This is a genomic window from Labilithrix sp., assembly GCA_019637155.1.
In the GTDB taxonomy this organism is placed as follows: Bacteria; Myxococcota_A; Polyangia; order Polyangiales; family Polyangiaceae; genus Labilithrix.
Map to the genome: position 1 here is coordinate 15,114 of JAHBWE010000033.1, position 26,992 is coordinate 42,105.

General features: G+C 70.0%; 26 protein-coding genes. 11 read left to right on the forward strand and 15 right to left on the reverse strand.

Annotated features, from left to right (window positions below):
• Positions 1–43: 43 nt before the first annotated feature.
• Positions 44–256: a hypothetical protein gene (locus tag KF837_43140; GenBank protein MBX3234167.1), complete on the forward strand. Its 213-nt coding sequence runs from the start codon at positions 44–46 to the stop codon at positions 254–256.
• Here KF837_43140 and KF837_43145 read toward each other — a convergent pair.
• Entirely contained in the window at positions 201–1,232 is a 1,032-nt protein-coding gene (locus tag KF837_43145) for a 1-acyl-sn-glycerol-3-phosphate acyltransferase (GenBank protein ID MBX3234168.1), read from the reverse strand. The two genes, KF837_43140 and KF837_43145, sit on opposite strands and share 56 nt — an antisense overlap.
• Positions 1,233–1,339: 107 nt before the next feature.
• Here KF837_43145 and KF837_43150 point away from each other — a divergent pair, with 107 nt between their 5' ends.
• Positions 1,340–2,047 carry an ABC transporter ATP-binding protein gene (locus tag KF837_43150; protein ID MBX3234169.1) on the forward strand — a complete coding sequence of 236 codons (708 nt, stop codon included), beginning with the start codon at positions 1,340–1,342 and terminating at the stop codon, positions 2,045–2,047.
• Between the two features lie 11 nt (positions 2,048–2,058).
• Here KF837_43150 and KF837_43155 read toward each other — a convergent pair whose 3' ends face one another.
• Positions 2,059–2,715: an OmpA family protein gene (locus KF837_43155; GenBank protein ID MBX3234170.1), complete on the reverse strand. Its 657-nt coding sequence runs from the start codon at positions 2,713–2,715 to the stop codon at positions 2,059–2,061.
• A 93-nt stretch (positions 2,716–2,808) separates the two neighbouring features.
• Between KF837_43155 and KF837_43160 the strand changes: the two genes are divergently transcribed.
• From KF837_43160 to KF837_43170, 3 genes are all read left to right on the forward strand, one after another.
• Positions 2,809–3,522: a CBS domain-containing protein gene (locus tag KF837_43160; GenBank protein ID MBX3234171.1), complete on the forward strand. Its 714-nt coding sequence runs from the start codon at positions 2,809–2,811 to the stop codon at positions 3,520–3,522.
• Between the two features lie 181 nt (positions 3,523–3,703).
• On the forward strand, positions 3,704–4,723 hold the full coding sequence (locus tag KF837_43165) for an HlyC/CorC family transporter (GenBank protein MBX3234172.1): 1,020 nt from the start codon (positions 3,704–3,706) through the stop codon (positions 4,721–4,723).
• A 119-nt stretch (positions 4,724–4,842) separates the two neighbouring features.
• Positions 4,843–8,568 (forward strand): hypothetical protein, encoded by a 3,726-nt coding sequence (locus KF837_43170; GenBank protein MBX3234173.1) that lies wholly within the window; start codon positions 4,843–4,845, stop codon positions 8,566–8,568.
• Positions 8,569–8,580: 12 nt separating this feature from the next.
• Here KF837_43170 and KF837_43175 read toward each other — a convergent pair whose 3' ends face one another.
• Positions 8,581–9,063 carry an 8-oxo-dGTP diphosphatase gene (locus KF837_43175; GenBank protein ID MBX3234174.1) on the reverse strand — a complete coding sequence of 161 codons (483 nt, stop codon included), beginning with the start codon at positions 9,061–9,063 and terminating at the stop codon, positions 8,581–8,583.
• Positions 9,064–9,231: 168 nt separating this feature from the next.
• On the opposite strand from KF837_43175, the gene KF837_43180 reads away from it, so the two are divergent.
• From KF837_43180 to KF837_43190, 3 genes are all read left to right on the forward strand, one after another.
• Positions 9,232–10,077 (forward strand): hypothetical protein, encoded by an 846-nt coding sequence (locus KF837_43180; GenBank protein ID MBX3234175.1) that lies wholly within the window; start codon positions 9,232–9,234, stop codon positions 10,075–10,077.
• A 181-nt stretch (positions 10,078–10,258) separates the two neighbouring features.
• Complete coding sequence (locus tag KF837_43185) at positions 10,259–11,419, forward strand: hypothetical protein (protein MBX3234176.1); 1,161 nt, start codon at positions 10,259–10,261, stop codon at positions 11,417–11,419.
• Complete coding sequence (locus KF837_43190) at positions 11,416–12,228, forward strand: crotonase/enoyl-CoA hydratase family protein (GenBank protein ID MBX3234177.1); 813 nt, start codon at positions 11,416–11,418, stop codon at positions 12,226–12,228. Before KF837_43185 ends, KF837_43190 begins: the two co-directional genes overlap by 4 nt.
• 5 nt (positions 12,229–12,233) lie before the next feature.
• On the opposite strand, the gene KF837_43195 is transcribed toward KF837_43190, so the two are convergent.
• Both KF837_43195 and KF837_43200 read right to left on the reverse strand, forming a co-directional pair.
• On the reverse strand, positions 12,234–14,369 hold the full coding sequence (locus KF837_43195; protein ID MBX3234178.1) for a PilZ domain-containing protein: 2,136 nt from the start codon (positions 14,367–14,369) through the stop codon (positions 12,234–12,236).
• Between the two features lie 18 nt (positions 14,370–14,387).
• Entirely contained in the window at positions 14,388–15,401 is a 1,014-nt protein-coding gene (locus KF837_43200; protein MBX3234179.1) for a PEGA domain-containing protein, read from the reverse strand.
• Between the two features lie 198 nt (positions 15,402–15,599).
• On the opposite strand from KF837_43200, the gene KF837_43205 reads away from it, so the two are divergent.
• Positions 15,600–16,388, forward strand: a complete 789-nt coding sequence (locus KF837_43205) for a hypothetical protein (protein ID MBX3234180.1) — start codon at positions 15,600–15,602, stop codon at positions 16,386–16,388.
• A gap of 11 nt (positions 16,389–16,399) precedes the next feature.
• On the opposite strand, the gene KF837_43210 is transcribed toward KF837_43205, so the two are convergent.
• From KF837_43210 to KF837_43220, 3 genes are read right to left on the reverse strand one after another with little or no spacing between them, the layout of a single operon-like run.
• On the reverse strand, positions 16,400–17,212 hold the full coding sequence (locus KF837_43210) for an alpha/beta hydrolase (GenBank protein MBX3234181.1): 813 nt from the start codon (positions 17,210–17,212) through the stop codon (positions 16,400–16,402).
• Positions 17,213–17,247: 35 nt separating this feature from the next.
• Entirely contained in the window at positions 17,248–18,567 is a 1,320-nt protein-coding gene (locus KF837_43215) for a serine/threonine protein kinase (protein ID MBX3234182.1), read from the reverse strand.
• A gap of 19 nt (positions 18,568–18,586) precedes the next feature.
• Positions 18,587–19,987: a serine/threonine protein kinase gene (locus KF837_43220; GenBank protein ID MBX3234183.1), complete on the reverse strand. Its 1,401-nt coding sequence runs from the start codon at positions 19,985–19,987 to the stop codon at positions 18,587–18,589.
• Positions 19,988–20,066: 79 nt separating this feature from the next.
• Between KF837_43220 and KF837_43225 the strand changes: the two genes are divergently transcribed.
• Positions 20,067–20,600 (forward strand): hypothetical protein, encoded by a 534-nt coding sequence (locus KF837_43225; GenBank protein ID MBX3234184.1) that lies wholly within the window; start codon positions 20,067–20,069, stop codon positions 20,598–20,600.
• Positions 20,601–20,606: 6 nt separating this feature from the next.
• A complete protein-coding gene (locus KF837_43230) occupies positions 20,607–22,664 on the forward strand; it encodes a carbon starvation protein A (GenBank protein MBX3234185.1) in 2,058 nt (685 codons plus the stop codon).
• Here the strand turns inward: KF837_43230 and KF837_43235 are convergent.
• The 7 genes from KF837_43235 to KF837_43265 all read right to left on the reverse strand — a co-directional run bounded on the left by KF837_43235 (position 22,656) and on the right by KF837_43265 (position 26,854).
• Positions 22,656–23,213: a hypothetical protein gene (locus KF837_43235; GenBank protein MBX3234186.1), complete on the reverse strand. Its 558-nt coding sequence runs from the start codon at positions 23,211–23,213 to the stop codon at positions 22,656–22,658. The genes KF837_43230 and KF837_43235 overlap by 9 nt on opposite strands.
• Positions 23,210–23,410: a hypothetical protein gene (locus KF837_43240; GenBank protein ID MBX3234187.1), complete on the reverse strand. Its 201-nt coding sequence runs from the start codon at positions 23,408–23,410 to the stop codon at positions 23,210–23,212. The genes KF837_43235 and KF837_43240 overlap by 4 nt, the downstream gene beginning before the upstream one ends.
• Positions 23,411–23,447: 37 nt before the next feature.
• Positions 23,448–23,894 carry a TIGR02996 domain-containing protein gene (locus tag KF837_43245; protein ID MBX3234188.1) on the reverse strand — a complete coding sequence of 149 codons (447 nt, stop codon included), beginning with the start codon at positions 23,892–23,894 and terminating at the stop codon, positions 23,448–23,450.
• Between the two features lie 73 nt (positions 23,895–23,967).
• A complete protein-coding gene (locus KF837_43250) occupies positions 23,968–24,129 on the reverse strand; it encodes a hypothetical protein (protein ID MBX3234189.1) in 162 nt (53 codons plus the stop codon).
• Positions 24,130–24,192: 63 nt separating this feature from the next.
• Positions 24,193–24,753, reverse strand: coding sequence for a Uma2 family endonuclease (locus KF837_43255; protein ID MBX3234190.1), 561 nt, complete (start codon positions 24,751–24,753; stop codon positions 24,193–24,195).
• Between the two features lie 14 nt (positions 24,754–24,767).
• Positions 24,768–25,988 (reverse strand): hypothetical protein, encoded by a 1,221-nt coding sequence (locus KF837_43260; protein ID MBX3234191.1) that lies wholly within the window; start codon positions 25,986–25,988, stop codon positions 24,768–24,770.
• A gap of 278 nt (positions 25,989–26,266) precedes the next feature.
• On the reverse strand, positions 26,267–26,854 hold the full coding sequence (locus tag KF837_43265; protein MBX3234192.1) for a sigma-70 family RNA polymerase sigma factor: 588 nt from the start codon (positions 26,852–26,854) through the stop codon (positions 26,267–26,269).
• Positions 26,855–26,992 lie beyond the last annotated feature (138 nt).

The window sequence follows — 26,992 nt, forward strand, 5'->3', positions numbered from 1 at the left end:
GATGCAGGTCGGAGGTCGGACCCTACGACCATTGGAGGACGCCATGAACCAGCAGAGATCGACCTGGGGACACTGCGCGCACTGCAAGTTCTTCGCGAGCCCGGCGCGGGCGCCGCTCGACGGTGAGGAGGCCGCGTGCGGAGAGCCGACGCTCGAGAAGTTCCAGCTCCGCGTCGTCGGCGTCGGCGGGTGCAACCACTTCACGCTTCGCCCGGGGCTGACCGAGAGGGTGGAGGAGCCGCGCCTGTACGTGTGATCCAAGCATCGACGTGCTCCCACCAGCGCCAGAGCCACTCGATGCGCTCCTCGCGGCTCGTGGGGACGTCGCGCGCGCGGACGCGCCAGAGGTGCACGCGCACCGTCTCGCCGACGAGCGCGCCGCTCAGGAGATCTCCGAGCGTGCGCGCGCGCTCGAGGCCGGTGTGCGCGCAGAAGATCACGTCCGCCGGCGGCGCCGCCTCGAGCGTCGCGAGCGGGCCGCCCAGGCGCGGCGGCAGGACGTGCTCGAGCCGGAGCGCGCGCTCGTGGGCGGCCGGATCGGCGGCGAGCTCGGCGAGCCTCTTCGCGCGCCGCTCGTCCGAGAAGCGGGTCCCCTCCGGGAAGAGCACGAGCGCGTCGTGGCGCCCGCACGCGCGCGCGACGGCCGCGACGCGCGCGAGGTCGCCGGCGCGATCGCGGCCGCCACGATGCACGAACGCGCTGGCGACGCGGTGACCGACGAGATCGACGCACGGATCCCAGAGGAGCTCGCGCTTCGCCACGATGTGCGGCACGAGCTCGGCGGGCGCGCAGACCGTCACGAGCGGCAAGAGCACGTCGAGGAGGCTCGCGTGGCGCGTCATGACGACGGCGGGACCGCGGCGGTCGAGGACCTCCGCGCCCTCCACCTCGACCCGCATCCCGAAGATGCGGATCGCCGACGACCAGACCGTCGCCGCGAACCAGAGCTCCGCCGCGCCGTCGAGCCGGCGCTCGTACGCGCGTCCGCGGAGGAGGCCCCCGACCCACGCGCGGAGCAGGATCGCGAGCCCGACGACGTGGAGCGTGACGACGACGAAGAGCGCCCCGACGACGCGGACCGCCGCGAACGAGCGCGGCCGCGCGAGGTCGACGACGAGCGCCACCGCGAAGAGCGCCGGCAGCGTCGCCAGCATGACGAGCCAGAGCGCGACGACGCCGGGCACCGTCACCGCGCGGCGCGCCCATCGTTCCTTCTCCTGCTCCAGGCTCACGCCCACCGCGATGCAAGGCGCGGCCCGCCGGTACGCGCCTTGCCGCTGGGGTCTTCGACGCGCAGCTCGCGCGCCGCGGCGCAGGAGCTGCGCGAGGAGGAAGCATGATGCCGATCATCGACGCACGCGATCTCGTGAAGAGCTACACGCTCGGCGGCGTGACGTTGCACGCGCTCGATCGCGTGAGCTTCGCGGTGGAGGAAGGGGAGCTCGTCGCGATCATGGGCGCGTCCGGCTCCGGCAAGTCGACGCTCTTGAACGTCCTCGGCTGCCTCGATCGACCCGACGAAGGGACGTACGTGCTCGCCGGTCGCGACGTCTCCGATCTCGGCCGCGACGCGCTCGCGGACGTCCGCAACCGGCTGCTCGGCTTCGTCTTCCAGAGCTTCAACCTGCTGCCGCGCACCACCGCGCAGGAGAACGTGGAGCTGCCGCTCCTCTACGGCGGCGTCGGAAGAGCGGAGCGCGCCCGGCGCGCGCGCGTCGCGCTCGAGCGGGTCGGGCTCGCCGATCGGATGCAGCACGTCCCCGGCGCGCTCTCCGGCGGACAGCAGCAGCGCGTCGCGATCGCGCGCGCGATCGTGAACGAGCCGCGCGTGGTCCTCGCCGACGAGCCGACCGGCAACCTCGACACGAAGACGAGCGCCGCGATCATGGCGCTGTTCCAAGACTTGTGGCGCGCCGGCCTCACGATCCTCTACGTGACGCACGAGCCCGACGTCGCTCGTTACGCGTCGCGCGTCGTCACGATGAAAGACGGCCGCATCGTCTCCGACGTGAAGCAGTCGCCCTCGTCCGCGCCGCTGGCGGCCTGAGTCACCGGCGATCAGTCGTCGTGCTCCGGGGGTAAGAGGCGCAGCTCGACGCGTCGATCGGTCGCGTCTCCGGAGCGGCGCTGCGTGTCGGCGTAGCCGGCGAACGACAGGCGTCCGCGCTCGATCCCTTCGCCGACCAGGAAGTCGACGACGCGGCGCGCGCGCGCCTCGGAGAGGACCCTCCTCGCCGGCTCGCGCTCGGTCGCGTGCCCGGCGACGTGGAACCGCGCGCCGGGCAGCGATCGCGCGACGACGGCGAGCTCGCGGAGCGCGACGCGCGCCGGCGGCGAGAGCTCGTCGCTGCCGTGCGTGAACGAGACCTCGGCGTCGCGCGCGGCCGCGCGCGCGCGCTCGATGCGCTCTTGCGCGACGGCGACGCGCTCGATGTCGCGTGCGCGCTCGCACCGCCGCGCGTCGATGAACGCGAGCAGCGCGGCGGCCTCCGCCAGTCCTCCCGTCGGCGCGGGGAGCGGCTCGGCCGCGGTCGCGGCGGGCGGTGTGTCGGTCCATCGCTCGAGCGTCGCGCTCCACTCGCGGGCGTCGGCCGCGACGCGCGCCTCCTCCAGCGCGCGCGCTCGGAGCTCCGCCGCGCCGGCGGAGGGAGACGTCGGCTCCGTCACGATGCAGGCGGCGAGCGCGAGCACGAGCGGCGTTCGGAGGAGGTCCACGTCCGCGGTCGAGCACGCTCCGTACCTTTGCGCGACGACTCGCAAGGATTGCGCTGGCGCGCTGGTTGCTCTGGCTCTCTCGGGAGGTGCGCCATGGCGACGTTCCTACGCGAGATCATGAACCCCGAGCTGGTCGCGTTCCCCGAGAGCGCTCGTCCCGACGAGGCGCTCGAGCGACTCCTCGCGCTCGAGATCACGGCCGCGCCCGTGATCGACGCCGATCGCCGCCCGATCGGCGTCACCTCCATCCGCGACCTGCTCCGCGACGCGCGCACGCGGCCGCCGATGAGCGCCCCTGCGCTCGCGGTGTCCGCCAACATGCTCGTCGAGGACGCGGCGCAGGTCCTCGCCGAGAGCGGGCGGCATCACCTCGTCGTGGTGGGGAGCGACGGGCGGCTCGCCGGCTTCGTGACGAGCCTCGACCTCCTCCGCGCGCTGGTGGGGCTGCCGCCGCGTTTCCCGGCCACGTTCCCTCATCGCGACGAGAAGCTCGGCGTCGCCTGGACGGACACGATGCCGTTCGACGCGAGCCACGTCGCCGCTGCGCCGGAGGAGGCCGGCGTCCTCGTCCTCTCCGTCGGCGGCGTCGCGCGCACCGAGCAGGACCTGCGCGTCGAGGAGGCGGCGTCGCTGCGGACCCGCCTGCGCGAGCTGCGCGAGCTTCCGCTCGGCGACGGGAGCGCGCTGGCGCGGGCGCTCCAGCGGACGGACCTGCGGTTCCGCTGCGCTCGAACCGACGATCCGGCGCTGCGGGCGCACGTCGTCCGCGAGCTCCGCGAGCGCATCGAGCGCGCACCCGTCGCGTGAGCGCAGCGGCACATGCACTGCAAGCGAAGGCGCTGCATGGATCCGTCCTGCATCCTGGTCGTGCATCTCTCGCGGCCCGGCACGACGCGCGCCGTCTCGATCGCGATTCACGCGAGCTCGAGGGCACCGTCGAGCGCGATCGCCGCCGCACGGACGCACGAGCTGGTCGCGTGAGCGGAGCATGAGCGACTCGCTCTTGTCCCTCGCGCTCGCGTTCGCGCTCGTCGGCGTCAACGGCGTCTTCGTGGCGGCGGAGTTCGCGATCGTGCGCGTGCGCCGGACGCGGCTGGAGGAGCTGGTCGGCCTCGGGCACGCGCGCGCGACGGAGGCGATCGAGCTCGTCGACAAGATGGCCGACTACCTGACGACGACGCAGATCGGCGTGACGGCGACGAGCCTCGGCGTCGGGTGGCTCGGCGAGAGCGCGTTCTCGCGCCTCATCGCGGGGGTGCTGCCGGAGGGGAACGACGCGCTCGCCCATCTCCTCGCCGGCGGCGCGGCCTTCCTCGTCGTCACGTTCGTGCACGTGGTGCTCGGCGAGATCGTGCCGAAGAACCTCGCCGTCGTGCACGCCGATCGTTATCTCATCGCGCTCGCGCCGCCGCTCCGGATCCTGCACCGCGTGCTTCGCCCGCTCTCGGTCGCGTTCACCGCCGTCGCCGGGGCGGTGCAGCGCGTGCTCGGCCACCGCGAGCGAACGCCGTCGCCGCTCTCGGAGCATGAGCTGAAGCTCGTGATGATGGACTCGCACGAGGACGGCGTCCTGACGCGCGGCGAGGCGTCGATCATCCTCCGCGCCTTCGAGTTCGCCGACAAGCACGCGAGCGAGATCATGACGCCGGCGGAGGACGTGGACTACGTCTCGCTCTCGCGCACGTTCGAAGAGAACCTCGCCGTCGCGCGCGCGCACATGCACACGCACGTGCCGCTGTGCCGGACCGGCCTCGACTCCGCCTACGCGCTCGTGTCCGTGCTCGACGTCCTCTTCCGTTTCGAGAGCTCGAACGAGGCGTTCGAGCGCGCGGCCAAGCCGCTCCTCGAGGTCCCGGCCGACCTCTCGCAGGAGGAGGTCCTTCGCCGCTTGAAGGTCTCCGGCGCGCACCTGGTCGTCGTCCGCGCGGCCCCGGCCCGTCGCGTGCTCGGCGTCGTCACCCTCGAAAACGTCCTCGGCTCCCTCGTCGCCGGCGTCGCGGAGCCGTGACGTCACCGCGCGCGGACGTCGTGCGGAAACGTCGACACGCCACATTCTGTGTGTCAGACCGTTCGGCTATCCCAGAATGGCCTCTACCATTTCGGCGTCTCGGCTACTCTTCTCGATCGATGCGCTGGCAGTTCGGAGGGGTCGCGCTCATCGGTCTCGTCGCGTCGTGCGGTGGGAAGACAGGGATACCCGACGATCGGCTGCCGGATGAGGAGCAGCCGAAGCTGGGGCTGCAGGGGTCGTGTCCGGCCCAGCACCCATGCGCGACCGAGCACTGCCTGCTCGTTATCCCTTCGGGTGCGCTGCCCGTCGAGGCGAAGGTGGAGCTCGTCGAGCACGTCCGGCCAAGTGCGCTCGAAGGTGAGACCACGGCGCCCTTCGTTTGCGAGATCACGACGAGCGGCACTCCGGCGTCGCCGCTCGACCTCACCGTGCGTCTCGGCGGACCGATCCCGCCGGACACGATCCTCTTCAAGTACGGCGATGTCGTCACTGCCGTGAAATCATCCACTCCAACCGGCGAACGCGTCCAGGCGCTCGTTCCTGGCGCAGGGGTCTACGGGGTCACGCAGGCATCCGAGACGTGGCGGCTCGAGAGTACGTTCGAGCACGATCCGCTCTCTTCGGGCGATACCCCCGCGCTCCTCCGCAACTTCGCGCGGCACAGCACGTTCGCCGCCTACTGGGATGGTACCCGCTTCTTTCTCGGCAATGGACCACGCGTCCTGATCTGGAATGGGATCCCGAAGCCGGGAGAACGACCATCCGTCATCGTAGGTTCTCCCGACATCGATCACGTTCCGGAAGGTACCTCTTCCTCGAAGCTCGGTGGGACGGTCGCGGCAATCTGGTCCGACGGCAAGAAGCTCGTCGTTGCGGCAGGCAATCGAGTGCTCGTTTGGAGCTCGGTCCCGAGCCGTAACTTTGCAACGGCCGATCTCGTGTTGGGGCAGCAGGACTTCGTGGCGAACGGCGCGAACGCCGGTGGCGTCTCCGCTTCAACGATGTCGAGGCCCAGCGCAATCGACTCGGATGGCGAGCGTCTCCTCGTCGCTGATCTCTTGAACCATCGTGTTCTTGCATGGTCGCGGTTTCCCACCAGCATTGGCGAGCCGGCGACCTCCGTGCTGGGGCAAGGATCTTTCGGTTCCAGTGATATCGCTACTTTTTACCAGCCTTGGAGTGCGGTTCTCGACGGCCCCGGCGCACACGTCGCGAGCTACTTCGGGGGACCATCATGGTTCGAGAGTCTCGCGACCAACACGACACCGTCTCCACCGCCGATTCCGGCCGGCGGTCCGACGCGTGTCCATTCGGATGTGTTGCCTCATACCTCCGGCGTCGCGCGGCTGCCGAGCGCCGTGGCCTACCTCGATCCATTTGGTCGGCGCATCGCAGTCCATCGCGACGGAGCGAACGACGCGATCCGCTTCGTCCTCGGACAGCCCGACACAACACGTGCAGCGATGAACCCCGTCTCGGCGTCCACCTTCGAAGAGGGGAGGCTGCTCTTTGCGCACGGACGTCTGCTCGTTCCGGATCGCGGTCGCGTCCTCGTCTACGACACGCTTCCGACATACAACTTTGCACCGGCGTCCCGCGTCGTCGGGACAGCGGGATTCACCGTCTCGGATTCGGCTGCCGATTATCGCCGTATCTCGGCCTCCGCGCTCGCTCGTCCGGCCGATGTCGCCGCGAATGGTTCCGTCGTCGCGGTTGCTGACCGCGCCAACAACCGCGTCCTCCTCTACGACGCGCGCCTGCCGATCTCGAACGCAGCTGCCACCGTGGTGCTCGGGCAGCCGGACGCGCGCTCGTTCATTCCGAACGTCGATCAGGTCAAACCTGGCGCCGCGACCCTGTCGGGGCCGACGGCGGTGGCGCTCGACGACCGTAGGTTGTTCGTCGCCGATACCGAGAACCACCGCGTCCTCATGTGGTCCCCAATCCCGACGAGATCGGGCGTCCCTGCGAACGTCGTGCTTGGACAAACCGATGCTGTATCCAATCGACCCAATCATGGCAATGACGACGCGGACGGAGATGGGTATTCGGATGCGGACGCGCGGGGACTCTTCGCGCCCTCCGGCATCGCGACGGACGGGACGAACCTCTTCGTTTCGGACCGCGTGAACAACCGCATACTGGCGTGGAGAGACACCTCGAGGCTGTTCGACGGTCGCCCTGCCGACGTCGTCATCGGACAGCCGACCTTCACCGAGAGCAAGGCCAATCACGGGACCGACCCGTTCTCGCCGCGGCCGGACGGCTTCAACCTTCCGACGGGCATTACGCTCGCGCGTGGTGCTCTATGGATTGCCGACACGGAAAATAACCGGATTGTCCGTTGGGACGAGCCACTCTCATCAACGGCCGCGACGAGCTTCATCGGTCAGGCGACCGGCTCGGCGATTTCGAACCCCAACGTTTACGGCAGGACGTCGGTGAACGCGGGCGCTGCGCTCGTCTCTCCGACGAGCGCAGCATCGGTTGTCCGGCCGAGGGCCGTCGCCGTCCGCGGTGACGTCGTGTTCGTCAGTGAGTCGACGACGAACCGTGTCCATGTCTTTCGTTCCACGGAGACCGGTGCCCAGCCCATTGGACAGATCGGCCAGCGCGAAGCGACGACCGCGATTCCGAACGAGAATGGTCTTGGACCGCGATCGCTCTCCGCTCCCGAAGGCCTCTTCGTTCGCGACAATGACCTGTTCGTCGCCGACAGCGCGAACCATCGCGTGCTCTGCTTCGACGCCAGCATCTCGACGAGCGAGATGAGCGCGACGAAGGTCCTCGGACAGGCTTCCTTCTTGTCGTCGGGCTTCAACCAGTCTGCTGCGGTGACCGCCGGCGGGGCGACGAGGCCGCGCGGTCTCTGGCTCCAAGGCAATGACCTCTTCGTTGCAGAGTCGAGCCGCAATCGAGTCGTCGTTCATACCATCCCGCTCGTCGCCGGCGCGACGCCGACGCGGATCCTGGGCCAGCCTGACGCGAACCTCTCTCTCCCCAATGCCGGGGGGGAGGCGACAGCGGCGTCGTTGTCGTCGCCGAGTGGTGTCTTCGTGGACAACGGACGCGTGATCGTCGCTGACACGGGCAATCATCGCGTCTTGATCTTTCCGCGCAATGGATCGGAGGCTGCGGTCGTCCTCGGACAACAGACGTTCACGGCGTCGGAACGAAACGGAGGACGGAGACCGTCCGCATCGACCCTCGCCGCGCCCAGTGCCGCCGTTTCCGACGGCGAACGTCTCATCGTCGCTGATACCGGCAACCATCGAGTACTGGTATGGGACCGGATCCCGACGCAAAATGGACAGCCTGCCGATCGCGTTTTCGGACAATCCGACTTCGAGGTGGTCATGTCGAACCGCGGTAGCGCGGCCGCGTCCGGTCACACGCTCAACCTGCCGAGCGCACTGCTCGTCGACGGCCATCGCCTCTACGTCTCCGACACCGGCAACAACCGCGTTCTGGCGCTTCGTTTGCCTATCACGAAGGACGCCGAGGCCGAGCTCGCGCTCGGTCAACCGGATCTACGGTCGCGTACGGCGTCTGCGGATATCAACGATTCGTCGCGTCTTAGCGGGCCTGTCGCGCTCGCGTCGGACATGACGAACCTCTTCGTCGCGGACCGCGACTCGAACCGCGTGGTCGCGTATGATCTCGCGACGGTGGCGATGGGCGCGACGGCGCACACGCTCTTCAATTCCAACAGCGGGCTTGTCGCGGTGGGACCAGCTGGGCTCGCGGTCGAGCGGACGCCGCTCTTCACGTCGCGGCTCTTCGTGGCCGATACGAACAACGATCGTATCCTCGTCCTTTCGTCGGTGACCCGGCTTCGGTGATCTTCGCGGTCGTCACCGCGCGCGGACGTCGTGGGAGAGCATGCGGTCGCCGTCGAAGATGAAGCGGCCTTGGAAGTGTTCGCGGCGGAGGAGGCGTGGGAGCCATATCGCGTCGTCGGCCCACATGCGTGGCCATGGGATCGCGTCGAGAGGAGTCCAGATCGGCTTGGCCTCGTCGGTCTCGATCGGCTCGCCCACGCATGCGTCGGCGCGGAACACGTGGCAGTGCAGCGTGTAGCCGTCGACGAAATGGAACGAGAGCTCGCCGTGCTCGACCACGCCGGTCGCGCCGACGCCGACCTCCTCGCGGAGCTCCCGCACCGCCGCGTCGAACGCGGACTCGTCCGGCTCGATGCGACCGCCCGGCGCGTTGATCTTCCCCGCGCCGAGCCCCCGCTTCTTCTCGATGAGGAGGAGCCGCCCAGCCTCCTCCTCCACGATGAAGAGGAGCGTCGCGCGGTCCCGCGGGCTCCACGACTCCCAGTCGACGTCCATGCCCCGGAATTTTCCAGCAATTCCGTGGATAATGCACGGGTCCTGGAGCCGCCTCGAGATCCATGGACAACGATGTGCGCCGGCCTGGAAAAGGGCTGCAAATAGCTGGAATGATTGGTTGGTTGCTGTTCCGCCCGGAGCGGAACGAGGCTTGCTGGACTCCTTCGCATGAGCGCGAGCGTCCGTCCCTCGATTCCCCGTCCCTCGATCGCGAAGGCCTCGGCGCCGCCGCCGCCGCCGCGCGAGAAGATGGCCACGCTCGATCTCGAGGACGACGACATCGTCGGCATCGCCGTCGCGCCGATCGTCAAGAAGTCCTCCGCGCCGCCGCCGCCGCCCTCGATCCGCAGCGCGCCGCCGCCGCCGCCGAGCCACGTCGCCCCGAAGGCGTCGGTCGCGCCGCCCGCGTCGGTCGCGCCCGTTTCGTTCCCGCCCGCCTCGATCCCCGCGCCGATCGGCGCTGCGCCGATGGCGATGCCCTCGATCCCGCCGCCCGCGCCGGTCGCGAACGTCTTCCGCCTCTCCGTCACCGATCCGACCGACGTCGTGTTCGAGGGGATGTACGGGCTCGCGTTCGCGAAGTCGACGGGGGAGGCCGCCGAGATGTGCGCCGAGACGCTCGCGAAGGCGCTCGGGGCGCGCGCGGTCGTGATTCACCGCCACGACCTCTCGAGCCGCGAGCTCCGCGCGATCGGCGCGCACGGCGACGGCGACTTCGACATCATCGGCTCCGCCGAGACGAGCGAGGACGACCTCGTCGCGTCCGCCGTCATCTGCAACCAGAAGTCCGTCACGATGAAGTTCGACGGCGAGCTCCCCGCCGTCGCGCCGAAGCGCCTCCGCCACGTCGGCGCGCCGCGCACCGTGGTCGCTGCGCCCGCGATGTCGTGGGGCCGCTGCCTCGCCATCGTCGAGGTCATCGACGCCGACGAGCGCTACGCCGCCCGCGTCGCCGACTCGGCCACCTACGTCGCAGAACAGCTCGCCCGCTTCCTCCTCACCCAAGCGGCCTGAGCTCGTCAGGGTGGGGTCCATGGATCCACCGCTGACGGTTTCCGTTTAGGTCGGATTCCAGCCGTCGGGAGCGGATTCCTTCGATAAAGAACGAGGGTGGGGTTGCCTTCGCGGCGGCATGCCTGCTGCACTTGGTCTCCTGGGCCGGTTGTCGGGACCGGCCATTGGAGAGGTGAAGGCAATGCGGATTACGCTCGGCGTTCTCGTCCTCGGCGCGATGGCTCTCGTCGTTGGTTGCAGCGGCGATGACGAAGGCACGACGCGCAGGCCGGGCGGAAACACGAGCAGCAGCGGCGGCCCGGACGATCCGGGCGGACCCCAGACGCCCGGACCCACCGGCACCGCGAGCGCCGCCGTGACCGCGTGCGAGGCCGTCGCCGCGCCGAAGCAGCTCTCCGACGCGAAGGCCGCGGGCGAGCTCCGCATCGCGGGCACCGGCGTCTTCTTCCGCTCGGGCACCAACGTCGAGCGCATCCTCAAGGACGGCAACGGCAAGAAGACCGTGTTCACGTCGCCGAACCTCGTCCGCATGTTCGCCGACAGGAAGGGGCTCCTCCTCGTCGAGCAGACGAACGAGGGCAACCCGAACGCGATCCTGCGCGGGTACGCCGCGAACCAGATCGAGGACGACGGCGACCCCGAGACGCCGCCCCCGCCGGAGCCCGCCTTCCCCGAGTTCCCCGTCGCCGAGGGCGAAGACCCCGGCGGCACCACCGCCGCGACGAACTTCAACGCGATCAGCGCGACGGTCTTCGGCGCCGACGCGAAGAGCTACTACGCGCTCGCGGAGGACAACAACGGCGGCAACGCGATCCTCATCGCGATCGACCGCACCGCGCTGACGCAGACGACGATCGTGTCGACGGACAAGGAGATCAAGAACCCGATCCTCGCGAACAACACGATCTTCTGGGTCGAAGATACCCAGCGCATCAAGAAGATCACGCTCGCGACCGAGGAGCAGCCGCAGGGGCAGGCGACGGAGATCTTCGGCCTCGGTGACTGCAACCTCGCCGTGAGCGAGAGCCTCGCCTACTGCAGCGTCGGCGCCACGATCGAGACGCGCGACCTCGAGGGCAAGAACGCGAAGACGGTGTTCGGCGTGGACAAGAGCAAGAGCACGTCTCCGTTCGGCGTGGCCGAGTTCTTCGGCGACAAGCTCTACGTCCGCTCCGCGTCGCCCGACGCCGAGGTCCAGCACTTCATCCGTTCGATCGCGCCCGACGGCAGCGACGAGTCGTTCGTCGCCTGCAAGCGCACCGCGATCCGCGACCTGACGTCCGACGGCACCGACGTCGTCTGGGCCGACGACACCGGCGTGTTCATGGTCGCGAAGAAGTGACGGCGCTCGAGGTCACGAAGAGCGAAGGCGTCGCGGAGGTCGTCCTCACCGGGCCCGGCAAGGGCAACGCGATGGGGCTCGACTTCTTCCGCGAGCTCCCCGAGGTGTTCGGCGCCCTCGACGAGGACGAGGCCGTGCGCGCGGTGGTCGTCCGCGGAAAGGGCGGCATCTTCTCGTACGGCCTCGACGTGAGGTCGGTCGCGCCGACGCTCTTGCCGCTCGTCGCGCCGGAGAACCTCGCGAAGGAGCGCACCGCGCTCCTCAAGAAGATCGGCGAGTGGCAGCGCGGCTTCGACGCGGTCGCGCGCTGCGCGAAGCCGGTCATCGCCGCGATCGCGGGGCCGTGCATCGGCGGCGGCGTCGACCTCGCGTCCGCGTGCGACGTCCGCTTCTGCGCGCGCGACGCGAAGTTCAGCGTGCGCGAGGTGAAGCTCGCGATCGTCGCCGACATGGGCAGCCTCCAGCGGCTGCCGCGCATCATCGGTCACGGCCACACGCGCGAGCTCGCCTTCACGGGCAAGGACATCGACGCCGCGCACGCGCATCGCATCGGCCTCGTGAACGAGGTCCTCGACGACGAGGCCGCGCTCCTCGATCGCGCGCGCGCCACCGCGCGGGAGATCGCGGCGAACCCGCCCCTCGCGGTGCAAGGCATCAAGCAGGTGCTCGCCTTCGGCGAGGAGCGCCGCACGCTCGAGGCCGAGCGCTACGTCGCGGTCTGGAACGCGGCGTTCCTCTCGTCGAAGGACCTCGTCGAGGCGATGACCGCGTTCATGGAGAAGCGGCCCCCGAAGTTCACCGGGCAGTAGCCGCGTCAGACCTGCTCGCTCGCCATGAGCTGCACGTAACGGGCGACCTGCTTCGTCGTCTCCGCGCCGGGCGACACGAGCTCGATCCCGATCGCGCGCACCGCGCCGACGTCGTCCGCGTTCGGCGCGCGGCTCCACTTCACGATCGCCATCTCCGAGACGACCTTGCCGTCGATCGGGAGCGCGAAGCGGATCGTGACCTGCGCGCGGTCGGCGATGTGGCCGCGCGTGACGACGAAGAGGCCGCCGGCGGAGATGTCCTCGCTCCGGCCGTCGACCGCGCCGATGCCCGCGATCTCGACGCGCACCGGCGTGCGGTACGGCGCGCGCGGGAAGCGGCGCAGCTCCTTCGGCGACTCGGCCGGCGGCGCCGCGGGCGGACGCATCGACGCGCCGCGCTTCTCCGGGACCGCGGTGAGGACCGTCGTCGGCTCGCGCGCCTTCATCGCGTCCGCGAGCGCGTCGGCGAAGTCCTTCACCGAGCCTTCCTTCGCGAGCGCGCGCTTCACGACCGGCGCGAGGGCGGCGTCCTTGATCGCGGCCGTCGCGTCCTCCTTGTCGCCGGCGGGTCGCCCCACCAGCGCGAGGAACGCGCACGCCCCGACCCCGGAGAGGTCCGGTCCCGTGTCGCTCGTCGCGTCGTCGACGCTCGCCGCCTCCCAGCCCACGAGCTTCACGCGCTCGGTGCCCCACGCGTCGCGCGCGATGACGACGTGCTCCGGCCGCACGCTCGAGTGGCGCACCCCGGCCTCGTGCGCGGCGGCGAGCACCTCCGCGAGCTGGCGGACGATCGCGCAGGCCTCCTGCGTCTCGAGCGCGCCGCGCGCCGCGACGAGGCCCTCGAGCGTCTTGCCCTCCGCGCTCTCCACCACGATGAACGGATCGCCGAGCTCGGTCGTGCCCGCGTCGCGGAGCTCGAGCGCGCCGGGATGGTGGACGCGCGCGAGCGCATACTGCTCGCGGCGCACGCCCGAGTAGTCGTTCGCGCGGAGGCCGATCTTGGCGATCGATCGGCGCGCGGTCCGCACGTGCTTCACCTCCCACGTGACGACGCGCTTCGGTCGCGTGCGCGGGGTGAGGTCGCGCAGGAGCTCGTAGCGGCCTTCGAGGACGTTGCCCTTCTCGTACGCCGCGCGCCGCCAGCGCTCGACCGAGCCTTTGAGGAGGCCGTAGAGCTGCGGTCCGGTGAAGAGCTCGTTCGAGACGATGATCGGCGCGTTCGCGTCGTGGGCGAGCCGATCGATCGCGGCGCGCTCGTTCGCGTAGATCTCCGCGCCGACGACGAACGCGCAGATGGTCGTGTTCGCGACCTCCTCCTTCGCCTCCGGGATGCTCGCGCTCGTCGCGAACGCGGCGACGGAGCGCGACGCGGCGCGGACCCGCGCGAAGAGCTCCTCCTTCGCGCCGATGACGAGGATGTGCGGCGTCGCCCCGGGGCTGTGCGACTCGGGGGCGGGCTCGTCGAAGAGCTCCGACGCCTCGAGGACGGCGGAGACCTCGATCACGCTCGAGCTCTCGCGGAGGATGACCGGCGGCGGCTGCGGCGTGCTCACCGACGCCTGCGTCGCCTTCGAGATCGGCAGCGGCGGCGGCGGCTTCGACACCGCCGGGCGCGGCATCTGCGGGTTCGTCTTCGGCGACACGGGGGGGAACGATCCCTCCGGCACGACGATCGGCGGCAGCGGCGAGGGCTCCGGCGGCGCGGGGTAGAGCCGATCGAGGTGCTCCTTGATCTCGCTCGCGAGCGCGACCATCGGCTTCACCGGCATCGTCGCCGCCGACGTCGCCTCCGAGAGCGCGACGTCGTCGGTCGGGTCGTCCATCGCGACGTAGAGCGCGGTCGACCCGCGCGAGGTGCGGAGATGGACCGGGATCATGAAGTGGCGGCGCGCGATCTCGCGCGGGAGCTTCTCCACCGCCTCGGGCGCGATCTCGACGCGCTGGAGCGAGACCCACGGGCACGCGAGCTGATGGGAGAGGAACTGCGCGAGCTGGTGCGGGCGGACGAGGCCCTTGTCCGCGAGGACGTCGCCGAGGCGCTTGCCCTCGGCCTTCTGGACGGCGAGCGCCTCGTCGAGCTTCTCCTGCGTGAGGAGGCCCGAGGAGACGAGGAGGCGTCCGAGGGGTGCTGCCGATTCCATCGCGGTTCTTACTTCACTTCACTTCGCGAGCTTCAGCTCGACGGCCTTGGGGACGGACTCCACGACGTCGACCTCCGCGCTCGCCTCCTTGTAGCCCGCCGCCCACGCCGTGATCTTGTAGTGCCCCGGGTTGACGGGACGGGCGATGCCGAGGACCTCGTTCGGGAGCGAGTTGCCGTTCAGCTTCACGACGAGCTGCGTGAGCGTGCTCGCCGCGGGGAGCACCTGCACCCGGAGCGTCGGCACGCGCGGCTTGAGCGCGGAGAGCTCCTTGTTCCCTTCGTCCTGCGCCTGCTTGAACGCTTCGGGCGCGCCCTTCTCGAGCGTCACGTGCGCGAGGGCTTCGTAGGTCTCCTGCGCCTCGAGCAGCTTGCCGAGCTTCGCCTGGCACTGCGCGATGCGGAGCTGGTGCGTCGGGGCGGCGTAGAACTTCTGCGCCGTCTCGTACTTCGGGAGCGCCTCCGCGCAGTCGCCCTTGTCCTGGAACGCGACGCCCTCGAGGTACGCCGCGCGCGCGGTCGCCTTGCGCTCCGACTCGCTCATGTTCGGCGGCGGACCCGCAGGCGTCGCCGCGCTCCCCGACGCCGGTGGCGCGGGCGTGCCCGGCGTCACGGTCGGGACCGGGGCGCCGGCGGCGGCGGCGAGGGTCGCGGACTCGCCGGGCTTCATCGTCGCGACGTACTTCTCGTTGACGTCGAACCAGGCGCCCGAGATCGCGTCGATGAGGATCGGGATGCAGAGGCAGACGGGGATGACGCAGGTGAGGATGTCGAGCGTGACCCAGGCCGGGTTGATGCTCTTCTGCACCACGCCGATGTGGTCCTCGTAGCCGGCCTTCACCATCGTGATCTGCGTCGTGCCGTTGCGCTCGATGTCGACCTTCTTCGGCGTCGCCCCGAGCTTGCGCGGGCCCATGTTCGCCTCCGCGCCGGCGGGGTTCGACTCGAACTGGACCGATTCTTTCGAGCCACGAAAGACCGCTGCGCAGCTGCAGAGCGACAAGGAAAGGACGAGGACGTAGCCCGTGCGCATGGGCTGCCGAGGCTAGGCAAAACCGCGCCTGCTTTCAATCAACGTCGGGGCTTTGCCCCGACACCCCACCCCAGACACGGCCCTCGCGCTGGCGCGCTCGGGGCGCTTCGCGCCCGCTTGCGCGGCCGCTTCTGGGGCCCCGCTCGATGGATCGAAAGAGATTGCTACTGGCGTCGGGTGGCGTGTGTCATCTACGCGATGACGACAACGACTGTGAATTATGCGGGTCAGGCGCTCCAGATGCTTCGCTTCGATGGCAAGGAGGACTTGCAGCGCCGGGATCCGACGATCTTCGAGAAGGTCCGCGACAGCGTCTTCAAGGAGTACGATCCGATGCTCGCCTCGATCGCGGCGGGGTGGCCGGGCACCGTCGTTTACGGGGACGTGCGGTTCCCGCATACGGAGGAGACGGAGGCGAGCTGCTTCGAGGACTTCTATGACGCCCTCGGCGAGGACCACGGCAAGTCGCTGGTGTTCGCCGGCTCGCTCGACGTGGAGAGAGGTATGATGCTTCCCGACCGCGCGAGGGTCGTGGTCCTCGGCGACCTCGCGACGGTGGGGCTCTGCAATGTCCAGTGCGAGATTTGGGTCGAGGGGACGACCACCATCGCGGGTGGGCTCTACTTCGACTCGAACAACGGCGGCTACACGAAGCTGACGCTGGCCGTGCCGGCGGGCTTCATCGCCACGTCGGCGAACCTCTTCGACGTCGAGCTACGCGCGAAGTACTACTTCGACCCGCTCTTCCGCTGCGGCTTCGGCGCGACACCGACGACCAGGCACGAGGAGATCATCACGGAGGCCTTCCGTCCGGGCGAGCGTGTCCAACAGGTCACCCTCGACGACCTCGCCGACTTCTTCACGAAGATGAACCCCGAGGTCGGGGAAGAGGTGCGCGCCGGCGACTACGGATCGTGGCTCGAGGTCCTCCTCGCCACGCTCGACTCGCGATCGTTGGTGACGTTTCTCGACGAGCGCTACGGCTGAGACGGCGGCGCTCAGTTTGGGGCGCCGGCGATTCGGGTTGGCTTTGCGGTGGGATCGAGGGGTTTTTCGTTGGCGGCCAGCCAGTCGAAGGCCTCGCCGAAGAGGCGTTCGCCGTCGCCGACTTGGCCGTGTATGCAGCCTGGCATCTCGAGGTAAGTCGCGGGGGTTCCGAGCCGCTTCGTCGCGGCCGCGGCTTGGCGCATCCGCGCGGTCACCTCGCGATCGCATGCCATCGTGACGAGGGCGCGTGACTTCGCGAAGCTCGCAGGCGAAGGATCGCGCGGCGACGCGATGACGACGACGCGCGCGTACCGCCCGGGGTGACGCGCCGCGAGCTGCTCGCCGAGCGCGGCGCCCTGCGAGTACCCGACGAGGGTGATGCCTTCCTTCGGGATCTCCATCACGCCGGACGCGGCGAGCGCGGCCTCGATGCGCGCATGCAGGCGCGACGCGTCCCACGAGAACGTGTGGTAGTCGGACGAGGCGCCGGGTCCGCACGGCTGATCGCCCTCGAGCGCGACGACGCCGCCGGCCTTCTGCGCGGCCTCGCGGAACGACCACAGGTACGCGCCCGCGTTCGAGCACACGCCGCCGACGAAGACGGAGAGCGGCGCCTTGCCGTCGGCGGAGCGCACGATCGAGGCGACCGTGTCGCCGGGCACGAGGAGCTTCTCGACCGTCGCCGGCGGCGCAGGCTTGGTCTCCTCGAGCTCGATCTCGACCTTTGGCGCGGGCTCCGCCACCGCGGCTGGCTTGTTTTCGGCGGCCGGAGGGCGGCGGCAGGCGACGAGGAAGAGGAACGCGACGGCGAGCCAGCGAGGCATGAGCGTTCTTCGCGCGAGCCTCCGAGATCGTGACGCTACTTGAACCACTGATCCGGCGGCGGGATGTAGATGCCGCCGGGGCCGGTCTTTCGCTGCTTCTTCGGGGCCGGCTTGGGCGCGGGGCGCGCCGGCGCGGCAGAGGACGCGGCCGGCGGGGGCTCGGCGGCGACCGCGGGCTCCGGCTCTGGAGGCGGCGGCGGCGGAGGCGGAGGTGGTGGAGGTGGGGGCATGAACGCCGAAGGCACATGCTTCAGCGTGCCCGAGTGGGTGGTCGCGTCCTTGGCGGGCTTCGCGTCCTTGCCGCCGCTCATGCCGAGCGCGATGAAGACGAGCAGGAGCGCGCCCACCGACGCGATCCCCGCCGGCACGAGCCACCGCGGCCGCTCCGGCGGCGTGGGCGCGGGCCGGCTGCTCGTCTTCGCGTCCGGCGGCGCCTCGATCGACGCGATGCTGCGCGCGACCGCGACCGCGACGGGCCCCGGCTCCGGCGTCTCGAGCGCGTCGATCGCGGTGAGGAGATCGGCTGCGGTCTGCACGCGATCGTCCGGCTGGCGCTGCAACATCTTCGTGATGAGCGCCTTCGCGGCGTCGGTCGGGACCGCGCTCAGATCGAGCGGCGCGGTCATGAGGATGCGCTCGCGCAGCACGTCGAGGACCGCGCCGCCGAACGGGCACTTGCCGGAGAGCATCTCGAGGAAGATGACGCCGATCGCGAAGATGTCCGCGCGCGCGTCGACCTTGTCGCCGACGGCCTGCTCCGGCGCCATGTACTCCGGCGTCCCGAAGACGGTGCCGACGCGCGTGACGATGTTCGGGCCGCCGCTCGGCGCCTGCTCCGCGAGCCCGGCGTCGATCTTCGCGATGCCGAAATCGAGGACTTTCACGAAGTCCGGCATGCCGTCGCGTTCGACGAGCATGACGTTTTCCGGCTTGAGGTCGCGATGGACGATGCCCTTCGCGTGCGCGGCCGCGACGCCGTTCGCGATGCCGCGGAGGATGACGAGGGCGCGCTCGAGCGGGATCGGGCCCTTCTCGATCTCGTCGCGGAGGCTCGTGCCCTTGAGGAGCTCGAGCGCGAGGTAGAACGCGCCGTTGGGGAGGCGACCGAAGTCGGTGGCGGCGGCGACGTTGGGGTGCTCGATGTTGGCGGCGGCGACGGCCTCGCGCTCGAACCGCGCGACGACGTCGGGCATCGCGCACATCTCGGCGTGGAGGACCTTGACCGCGACCTCCTTGCGCATGAGGACGTGCTCGGCGGCGTAGACGACGCCCATGCCGCCTTCGCCGAGGACGCGATCGATCCGATAGCGATCGGCGAGGACGCTGCCGACCGCGATCTGTGCGTCGCCGCTCATCTCGCACGATTCTAACGACTCATCGAACGGGACGACGAGGTGTGTTGCCGCGTTGCGACGGCGTGGTCGTTGGCATGACCGGAGCAATGGCTGGGCTCGTGCCACCGTCGAGCGCTGCGGGTTGCATCACCGCCGGTGGTCGCGCTTTGTCCCGCGCCATCGTCGACCACATCCACACGAGCGCGAGGAGCAGCAAGAGCAGCGCGCCGATCAGCGCGAGGTGCTCGCGGTTCGCTTCGCGCTCGGCCTGCTCGTTGCGTCGCGAGCGCGCGCGCGCCGTCGGCGGCGGTGCAGAACGCGACGGCTGCGGAGGGGGATGGGACGGAGGATGGGATGGATGAGGTGGCGGGCGCGACGTGCGCGAGGCCGGCGGATACGACGGCGGCGGCAGCGAGACCCGCCGCGCGGAGTGCACCTGGGTGGGGAGATCGCCGGACGGCTCCGGGTCCGGCACGTCCATCCCCGGCGGCAGCGGCAGCGCGCCGTGGTGCATCGTCGGCGCCTCCGCGCGCGCGAGCCGCCGGCGCTCGGAGATCTCCGGCTCCGCGACGCGCTCGACGAGGTCGGCGACCTCTTCGCGTGACGCGAGCAGATCGTAGCCGCGCCCGATGTGCTCGAGCTCGGCCGCCATCTCGGCGACGGAGAAGAAGCGATCCTCGGGCTGCTTCGCGAGGGCGCGCGTGAAGATCGGATCGAGCGCGCGGAGCTCGCGCCGCGCGGAGGAGAGCGGCAACGTGTTGGCGTCCGCGATGAGCGCGAGCGTCTCGATGTCGGAGTGGCCCTTGAAGAGGCGGCTCCCCGCGAGCGACTCCCACGCGACGACGGCGTACGAGAAGAGGTCGCTCGCGGCGTCGACGCGCTGGTACATGATGTACTCCGGCGCCATGTACGCGAGCTTGCCCTTGAGGATGCCGGTCGCGGTGCGCTCGCCGTCGCTGCTCTCGAACTGAGCCTTCGCGAGCCCGAAGTCGGCGAGGCGCGCGATGCCGTCGCTGCCGACGAGCACGTTGCTCGGCGACACGTCGCGATGGATGAGGCCGATGCGATGCGCGGCCTCGAGGCCGGCCGCGACGTCGAGCACGATGCGGAGCATCTCGCGCGGTCGCCACTCGCCGCTGCGCTCGAGGCGCGTGAACAGCGTGCGCAGCGTGCAGCCTTCGACGTAGTCGAGGACGATCACGAGATCGCCTTGGTCCTCGTCGACGTCGAGGACGTTCACGACGTTGGGGTGGCGCACGCGCGCGGCGAGGTTCGCCTCGCGCAGCATGCTCTCCGCCGCCTTCGGGTCACGCTTGATGTGCGGGTGCGCTCGCTTCAGCGCGACGAGCTCGTCGCCGCCGCGCGCGCGACCGAGGAACACCGACGCCATGCCGCCGGTGCCGATCTCCGCGATCGTCTCGTAGCGGGAGGCGGAACCCATCGATCCTCCACCATGCTACTAAGGAGGAATGGGCGAGGGTGATGCCGAAAACCAGGCGAGGGCGAGAGACATCGCCGCGATGGTGATAGGCCTCGCCGTCGGCTCGAGCCTGACCCCTTTCGTCCCCGTTCCGTTCGTGGACGACTGGATCCTCGAGCGATTGCTGCGGCGAATTGCACGCAAGGTGATGGATAAGGGCGGCATGTCGTTCGACGCGAAGCCGATCGTCCGGTCGTACCTCGAGACCGGCGATCCGAGCTTCGGCGTGAAGGCCGCCACCACCGTGGCGCGCTTCGTCGTCCGCAAGGTCGCGGTCGTGCTCGACGTGATGAAGAGCCACGACGTCTTCGGCGAGGCGATCGCGTTCGCGCTCGCGCTCGACTCCGCGGTGAGGGCGAAGGCGCTCGACGCGACGAACGGGCCCGCCGTCGGCGCCGCGATCCATCGCTCGATCCAGGCCGTCGGCTCGGGCCTCGTCGACGCGATCACGCGCGCGGGGAAGGCCTCGTTCAAGAGCGGCAAGCCGCATCAGCGCATCGCGGAGGAGATCGGCGCGCAGATCGACGATGCGTGGCTCCACCTCGATCGCGCGATGCACATGGAGCTGCGGTAAGGGCGTATGCACGCGGCGTGGTGGATGCTCGGCGCGCTCGCGATCCTCGCGATAGCGTATCGTTACTACTCCGCGTTCATCGCGGCGAAGGTCCTCTGCCTCGACGACGCGCGGAAGACGGCGGCGCACGCGCTCGAGGACGGAGAGAACTTCCACCCCACCAACCGCGTCGTCCTCTTCGGCCATCACTTCGCCGCGATCACGGGCGCGGGCCCGCTCATCGGCCCCGTCCTCGCGGCGCAGTTCGGCTTCTATCCCGGCTTCTTCTGGATCCTGATCGGCGTCGTCCTCGGCGGCGCGGTCCACGACTTCATCATCCTCGTCGCGAGCGTGCGCCGGAACGGTCGCTCGCTCGCGGAGATCGCGCGCGAGGAGCTCGGGCCGCAGCTCGGCGTCGTCACCGCGATCGCGATCCTGTTCATCGTCGTCATCGCGCTGGCGGGGCTCGGCAACGTCGTCGTCGGCGCGCTCGCGGAGAGCGCGTGGGGGGTCTTCACCGTGGGCGCGTCGATCCCGATCGCGCTCGTGATGGGCCTCTACATCCAGCGCGTGCGCGGCGGCTCGGTGCGCGGCATCCGCGAGGCGACGATCGCCGGCGTCCTGCTCCTGCTCCTCGCCCTCGTCTTCGGCAAACACGTCGGCGACTCGTCCTACGCGGTGCACCTAAAGCTGACGAAGACGACGCTCACCCTCGCGATGGCGGCGTACGGGTTCATCGCGAGCATCCTCCCGGTGTGGATGCTCCTCTGCCCGCGCGACTACCTCTCGAGCTACATGAAGATCGGGACGATCGGGCTCCTCGTGCTCGGCGTCATCGTCGTGAACCCCACGATCCAGATGCCGGGCGTCACCGAGTACGTCCACGGCGGCGGCCCGATCGTGAAGGGCCCGCTCTTCCCGTTCGTGTTCATCACGATCGCGTGCGGCGCGATCAGCGGCTTCCACGCCCTCGTCGCGACCGGCACCACGCCGAAGATGATCGACAAGGAGCGCGACTGCCGTCCGATCGGCTACGGCGCGATGCTGATGGAGGGCCTCGTCGGCATCACCGCGCTGCTCGCCGCGTGCGCGATGCCGCAGGAGGACTACGTCGCGATCAACACGAACCCGCAGATCGCGGTCGTAGCCCAGAATGAGACGGGCCTCGCGCGCGACGAGGCGCAGCTCGCGCGCCTCGATCCGGTGTTGACGCCGCACGATCGCGAGCTCCTCGGGCTCAAGGAAGGAGAGGGCGCCGCCGCAGCCGCCGGAAGGAAGATCGCGCTCTCGAACGCGCTCGCGCTCTCGAACCGCTCGCTCGCCGCGCTCGACTACCACGTCGATCCGGAGGCGGCGCGCGCGACGACCCTCGACGACGCCGACTTCGCGCGCCTCGGCGTCAAGACCCAGGAGCTCCCGGAGCTCTCGCGCGCCTCCGACGAGGTCGTCGCCGCGCGCACGGGCGGCGGCGTCTCCCTCGCGGTCGGGATGGCGCGCGTGTTCAGCGGCTTCCCCGGCATGAGCACGCTCCTCGCGTACTGGTACCACTTCGCGATCATGTTCGAGGCGCTCTTCATCTTGACGACGATCGACACCGGGACGCGCATCGGCCGCTTCCTGATGCAGGAGTTCATCGGGCGCGCCTCGCCGGAGCTCGGCAAGTCGACGTCGCGCGCCGGCGCGATCGTCTCCACCGGCCTCATCGTCGGCGGCTGGTCGTACTTCATCCTGACCGGCAACATCTCCACGATCTGGCCGATGTTCGGGATCGCGAACCAGCTCCTCGCCTGCACCGCGCTCGCGATCGCGACGACGATCCTGCTGCGCGAGGCGAAGAAGAAGGTCTACGCGCTCATCACGCTCGGCCCGCTCGCCTTCGTCGGGACGACCACGCTCGCGGCGGGGATCGAGAGCGTGCGCACGCTCTTCCTCCCGATGATGCAGAAGCCCGCGACCTACACGACCGGCCTCGTGAACGTCCTCGTGACGTCGCTCCTCCTCCTCTGCGTCGTCCTCGTCATCGCCGGCAGCGCGGTCCGCTGGCTCAAGCTCGCGAGGACGCCTCCCGTCGCGGAGCTAGCCTAAGAGGGCGTCGAGCCTGCGCCTCACGTCCTCCCCGAGCGCATCCGCTTGCGCCCGCAGGTAAGCCATGTCGAGTCGTGCTCCGACCCCGTCTTTGATCGCGATGGCATCATCGAGGTCGACGGGGCGATTGGCTTCGAGCTTCATGAGGAGCAGATCTTCCGGCGTCGCGACCGGCACGTTCGATCCGAGCACCTCCACGAGCGTGGCTCGCCGCACGACGTCTTCGTTGAAAGGAGAGTCGGTGAGGAGGACGTCGAGCCCGAGGCCTTCCTGCCGGGAGGGCGGTCCCCACATGCGGAGCAGCCCCGCCGCGAGAAAGTCGTCCACGTCGGCTTCTTCCCAGTCATAGCCGTGGCGCCGGGCCACCTCGAGCAGCCGCCGAGCGCCTCCGATCGGGCACGACACGAGCAGGTCCACGTCCTTCGTCGCGCGCACGAAGACACGCGCGATGACCGCGACGCCGCCGATGAGCGCGCAGGGCAAGGCGAGCTCCTGCGTGAAGCGCAGCATGCGGGCAACCGCTTCGGGGAGTGAGTCGCGCGCGCTCACCGGTTCCGTTTCGCGCGCCGTGCCGCGAGCAGCGACCAGGGTTCCTCCGGCGGCGGTCCATGAAGGGACCACGCGAGCGCGAGCAGCTCTTCGGCGCGCTGGAGGCGTTCGGTGGGCGACAGCGCGGCTTCGTCCAAGATCTGGCGCTGCCGAAGACGAGCGAAGACCTGTGCGCGCCGTTCGTGATCGAACGTCATCGCAGCGATCTTAGCGCGCGAGGCCGCAGCGTCGAGGTTACTTCAATCGCGCGTCGGGTCGTCCTCGTCGAGCGCGGCGAGGTCGCGCGGCGCGAGCGTCAGGCTGCACGAGTCGCTCCGGAGGACGATCGCCTCGAGCGCGGGCATTCGCGCACGGACCCACGCGAGATCGCCAAGCGTCGGGCGCGCGCGCGGCTGCCCCTCGCGCGCGTGGAGCGCGACGCACGCGAACGGCAGCGGCGCTACACGCCACGTCGCGGCCGCCGGCGCGGAGCTCCTCCTCGCGTGTCTTCGCGCGCCGCCACGCCACGCTCCGTCGCGGCAAGCGCGCGACGGCGCACTGCGCGATGATGAGCTCGCCGCGACGATGCTCACCGCGTTCGAGCAGGTGGTCGGCGTAGACGAGCCGAGGCGCGTCGTCGTCCGGCGACGCGCAGATCGCGGCGAGGAACGCCGCGTCACGCTCGGTTGCCCGCCACTTCATTGCCGACAAAAAGCAAAGCCCGACGACCGCGCGCGAGGCACGGCGTCGAGCTCACGTGGCAGAGAGACCGCGACTACTTCGCGGGCTTCGCGTCCGCCGCCGTCGCCGAGTACCCCTCGGGGTGAATCGGGAAGGCGGGCGTACCGAGCGCGCGGCGCTCGCGCTTGTTGCGCTTGCCGGAGGTCGTCTTCTTGCGCTTGCGAATGCGCTCGAACTGCTGCGTCGAGGAAACCATCGGGCCGCGCAAAATGGCGAAAGACCGCCCTCGTGTCAAGCCCACGCGCGGACCAGCGGAGGATTAGGCGTAGCTCGCGTCGACCGAGATCGCGGCGCCGTGAATGCGCGCGCTCTCGCCGGGGCCCGCCACTTCGGTGCTCCACCCGCGCGGCCCGCGCCGGCGCACCTCGATCCGGCGCTCGTTCTGAGAGACCAGCACGTACTCTTCGAGCGATTCGACCTGCTGAAAGAGCGCGAAACGATCGCTCCGGTCACGTTGCTCCGTCGACTTCGAGAGCACCTCGACCACGACGGCGGGGTTCGTGATCGCCTCGCCGAGGCTCTTGCCGTTCTTGTCCTTTGCGCCGCGCGTGAGGATGGCCCCGCAGACGATGCTGGCGTCTGCATACGTCGAGTGGTGCGCCTGCTCGATGTAGAGGGGCGTGTCGGACGAGTACACGCGGCACTGCTCCGACTGCGGCAGCGCGCGGAGCATGGCGGCCGAGAGCCGACCGTGCTCCGGCGTCCCGCGCGACATCGCGTAGACGAGCCCGTTGATCCACTCGTGCTTCTGGTCGCTCGTCGACTCGAGCGCCAGGTACGCGTCGTATGGCGTGAAGAGCAGCTCCGCGGCGGTCGTCACGCCTCGAGCGTAGCTTACTGGTGCCGGATCGTGATGTTCGCGGTGTAGCTCGTCTCCGCGAACGGCGTCAGCTTCGCCTTCTTCAGCGAGTCCTTGATGCAGGGCTCCGCCGGCTTGCCCGCCGCGCCGCCGCTGACGGTGACGCTGTAGACCGAGCCGTCCGAGTTGAAGACGACGGACGCGCGCGAGATCGGATCGTCGGGACCGAGGCACGCACGCGCGGCGGGGAGCACCGCGCCGATCGCGCCCGTGACCGCGCCCTGCGAGGGCTTCTGCGGGACGTTGCCCATCGACGCGCTGCCGCCGGCCGCGGCCGCGGGCTTCACTTCTTCCTTCGCCGGGACCGCCGCCGCCATCGCGGCGCCGAGATCGCCCGGCGGACCCGACGGCGCGGGGGGCTCCGCCTTCGCCTCGGCCTTCTCCGCCGCCGCCTTCACGGCCGGCTTCTCCGCCTTCGCGACCGGCTCGTCCGCCTCGGCCTTCGGCGCCTTCGCGTGCGTGCTCTTCGACGCGACCACGTGCGAGCCGCCGCTGCTCTTCGCCGGCGACGACACCGACGGGAGCGCGTTCGGATCCATCGTGTTCTCGGAGGGCTTCGCCTCCTCGCCCGGCGCGGCGGGCTCCGCCGGCTGCGCGTTGTCCGCGACGACGGCGGGCTGCGTGACCGGCGTCGACGCCGCGGGCGCCGGCTTGTGCGAGTTGATGTAGAGGAAGCCACCCGCGGCCGCCGCGCTGATCGCGAGGAGGCTGCCGATCGCGAACACGACGCCGCCGCCGCTCTTCTTCTTCTGAGGAGAGAGCTGCGGGCCGATCGGGTGCACGCTCGCGTACGCGGGCGGCGGAGCCGACGGCGTGTAGACGGGCGGCGGCGGAACCGACGGCGCCGGCTGCTGGTACGCGTACGCCGCGGGGATGTGCGGGCCGCTGACGGGCGGGACGCTCGCGGGAGGCGCGTTGACCGGAGGAGGCGGCGGGACGTGATCGTCGAAGAGGCTCTGGCTCGCGAGCGGCGTCTGCTGCGCGCGCGCGGCCGCGTGCGGATCGGCGGCCGAGGCGGCGGCGAGATCGACGATGCCGGAGTCGTCCTTCTTCGAATCGCTCGGAAGCGAGGTCACGGAGCGTGAGCTCGGGACCGGCCCGAACGAGGCGGCGGACGGCGGCGGCGTCATGCCTTGCGCCATCTTCGCCAGATCCTGGAGGCTCTTCCTGTCCCGCTCTCGGTCGATCGTCTGCATCTTTCCCTCACGAGTCCTGGGAGTTGCAGCGGGGTGGGTAACCGCCGCACCAGGCAACGACCCGTTATGACCGTCCTCGGGGCTTTGTCCAAGGGGATCCGCAAAAAGATCGTCGTTAGAGACGTACGCCGCGGACGCGCCGCGCTCGCCGCGCCGCAGCCGGCCCATCACCGACTCGGCCCGCTCATCCCAGTCCGCCGCGGATTTCTCCGCGTCAGGCCAGTCGCGGAGCACTGCGTCAATGCTCGGCATGGCGGTCCCTTTGTTTCGCGTCTCACTCACGTCCCATCTCCCTCGGGGTCGAAGCCCCGGGTCTGCATGTACTCCCTTAGCTTGCGCCGAGCTTCGTGAACGCGCCAGGCGATGGTGCCTTCGGGCGCGCCGAGGATCGCGGCGACCTCCTCGTGCGAGCGCCCGTCGACGCACACGAGGATCAGCGTGGTCCGCAGCGTGTCGGACAGCCCGTCGATGCCGGTCGTCAGCGCGCGGTACATCTCCTGCCGCTGCGCGGTCGCGCCGGGATCGCTCGTCTCGGGCTTGCGATCGACGAGCACCGCGTCGAGCCGCGGATCGTCCGTGTCGTGCGACGTCTTCCGCGCCTTCCGCGAGCGGATGCGGTTCAAGGAGAGGTTGATCGTGATGCGGTAAAACCAGGTGTACGGCTCGCTCCGGCCGTCGAAGCGCGCGAGCGCCTGGTAGGCGCGGATGAACGTCTCTTGCGTGACGTCCTCGGCCTCCGCGCGATCGCGCAGCATGTGGATCGCGAGCCGATGGATGCGCTGCTGGTGCTTCTTCACCAGCTCGCCGAACGCGGAGGCGTCACCGTCCCGGGCGCGGTCGACGAGCTCGCGGTCGGTCGGCTTCATGCGTGGCGGGCTCTTCGTTTGCCGCCTCGGCAGCGGCTTGGGCCGAGCTTCCGACGAGGAGGAGAAGAGCCCGAAGAACCCTTCGGGCTCCCCATTCGCAGCAACGCCGAGAAGAGGCAGCGACGATACCGTGTCCAC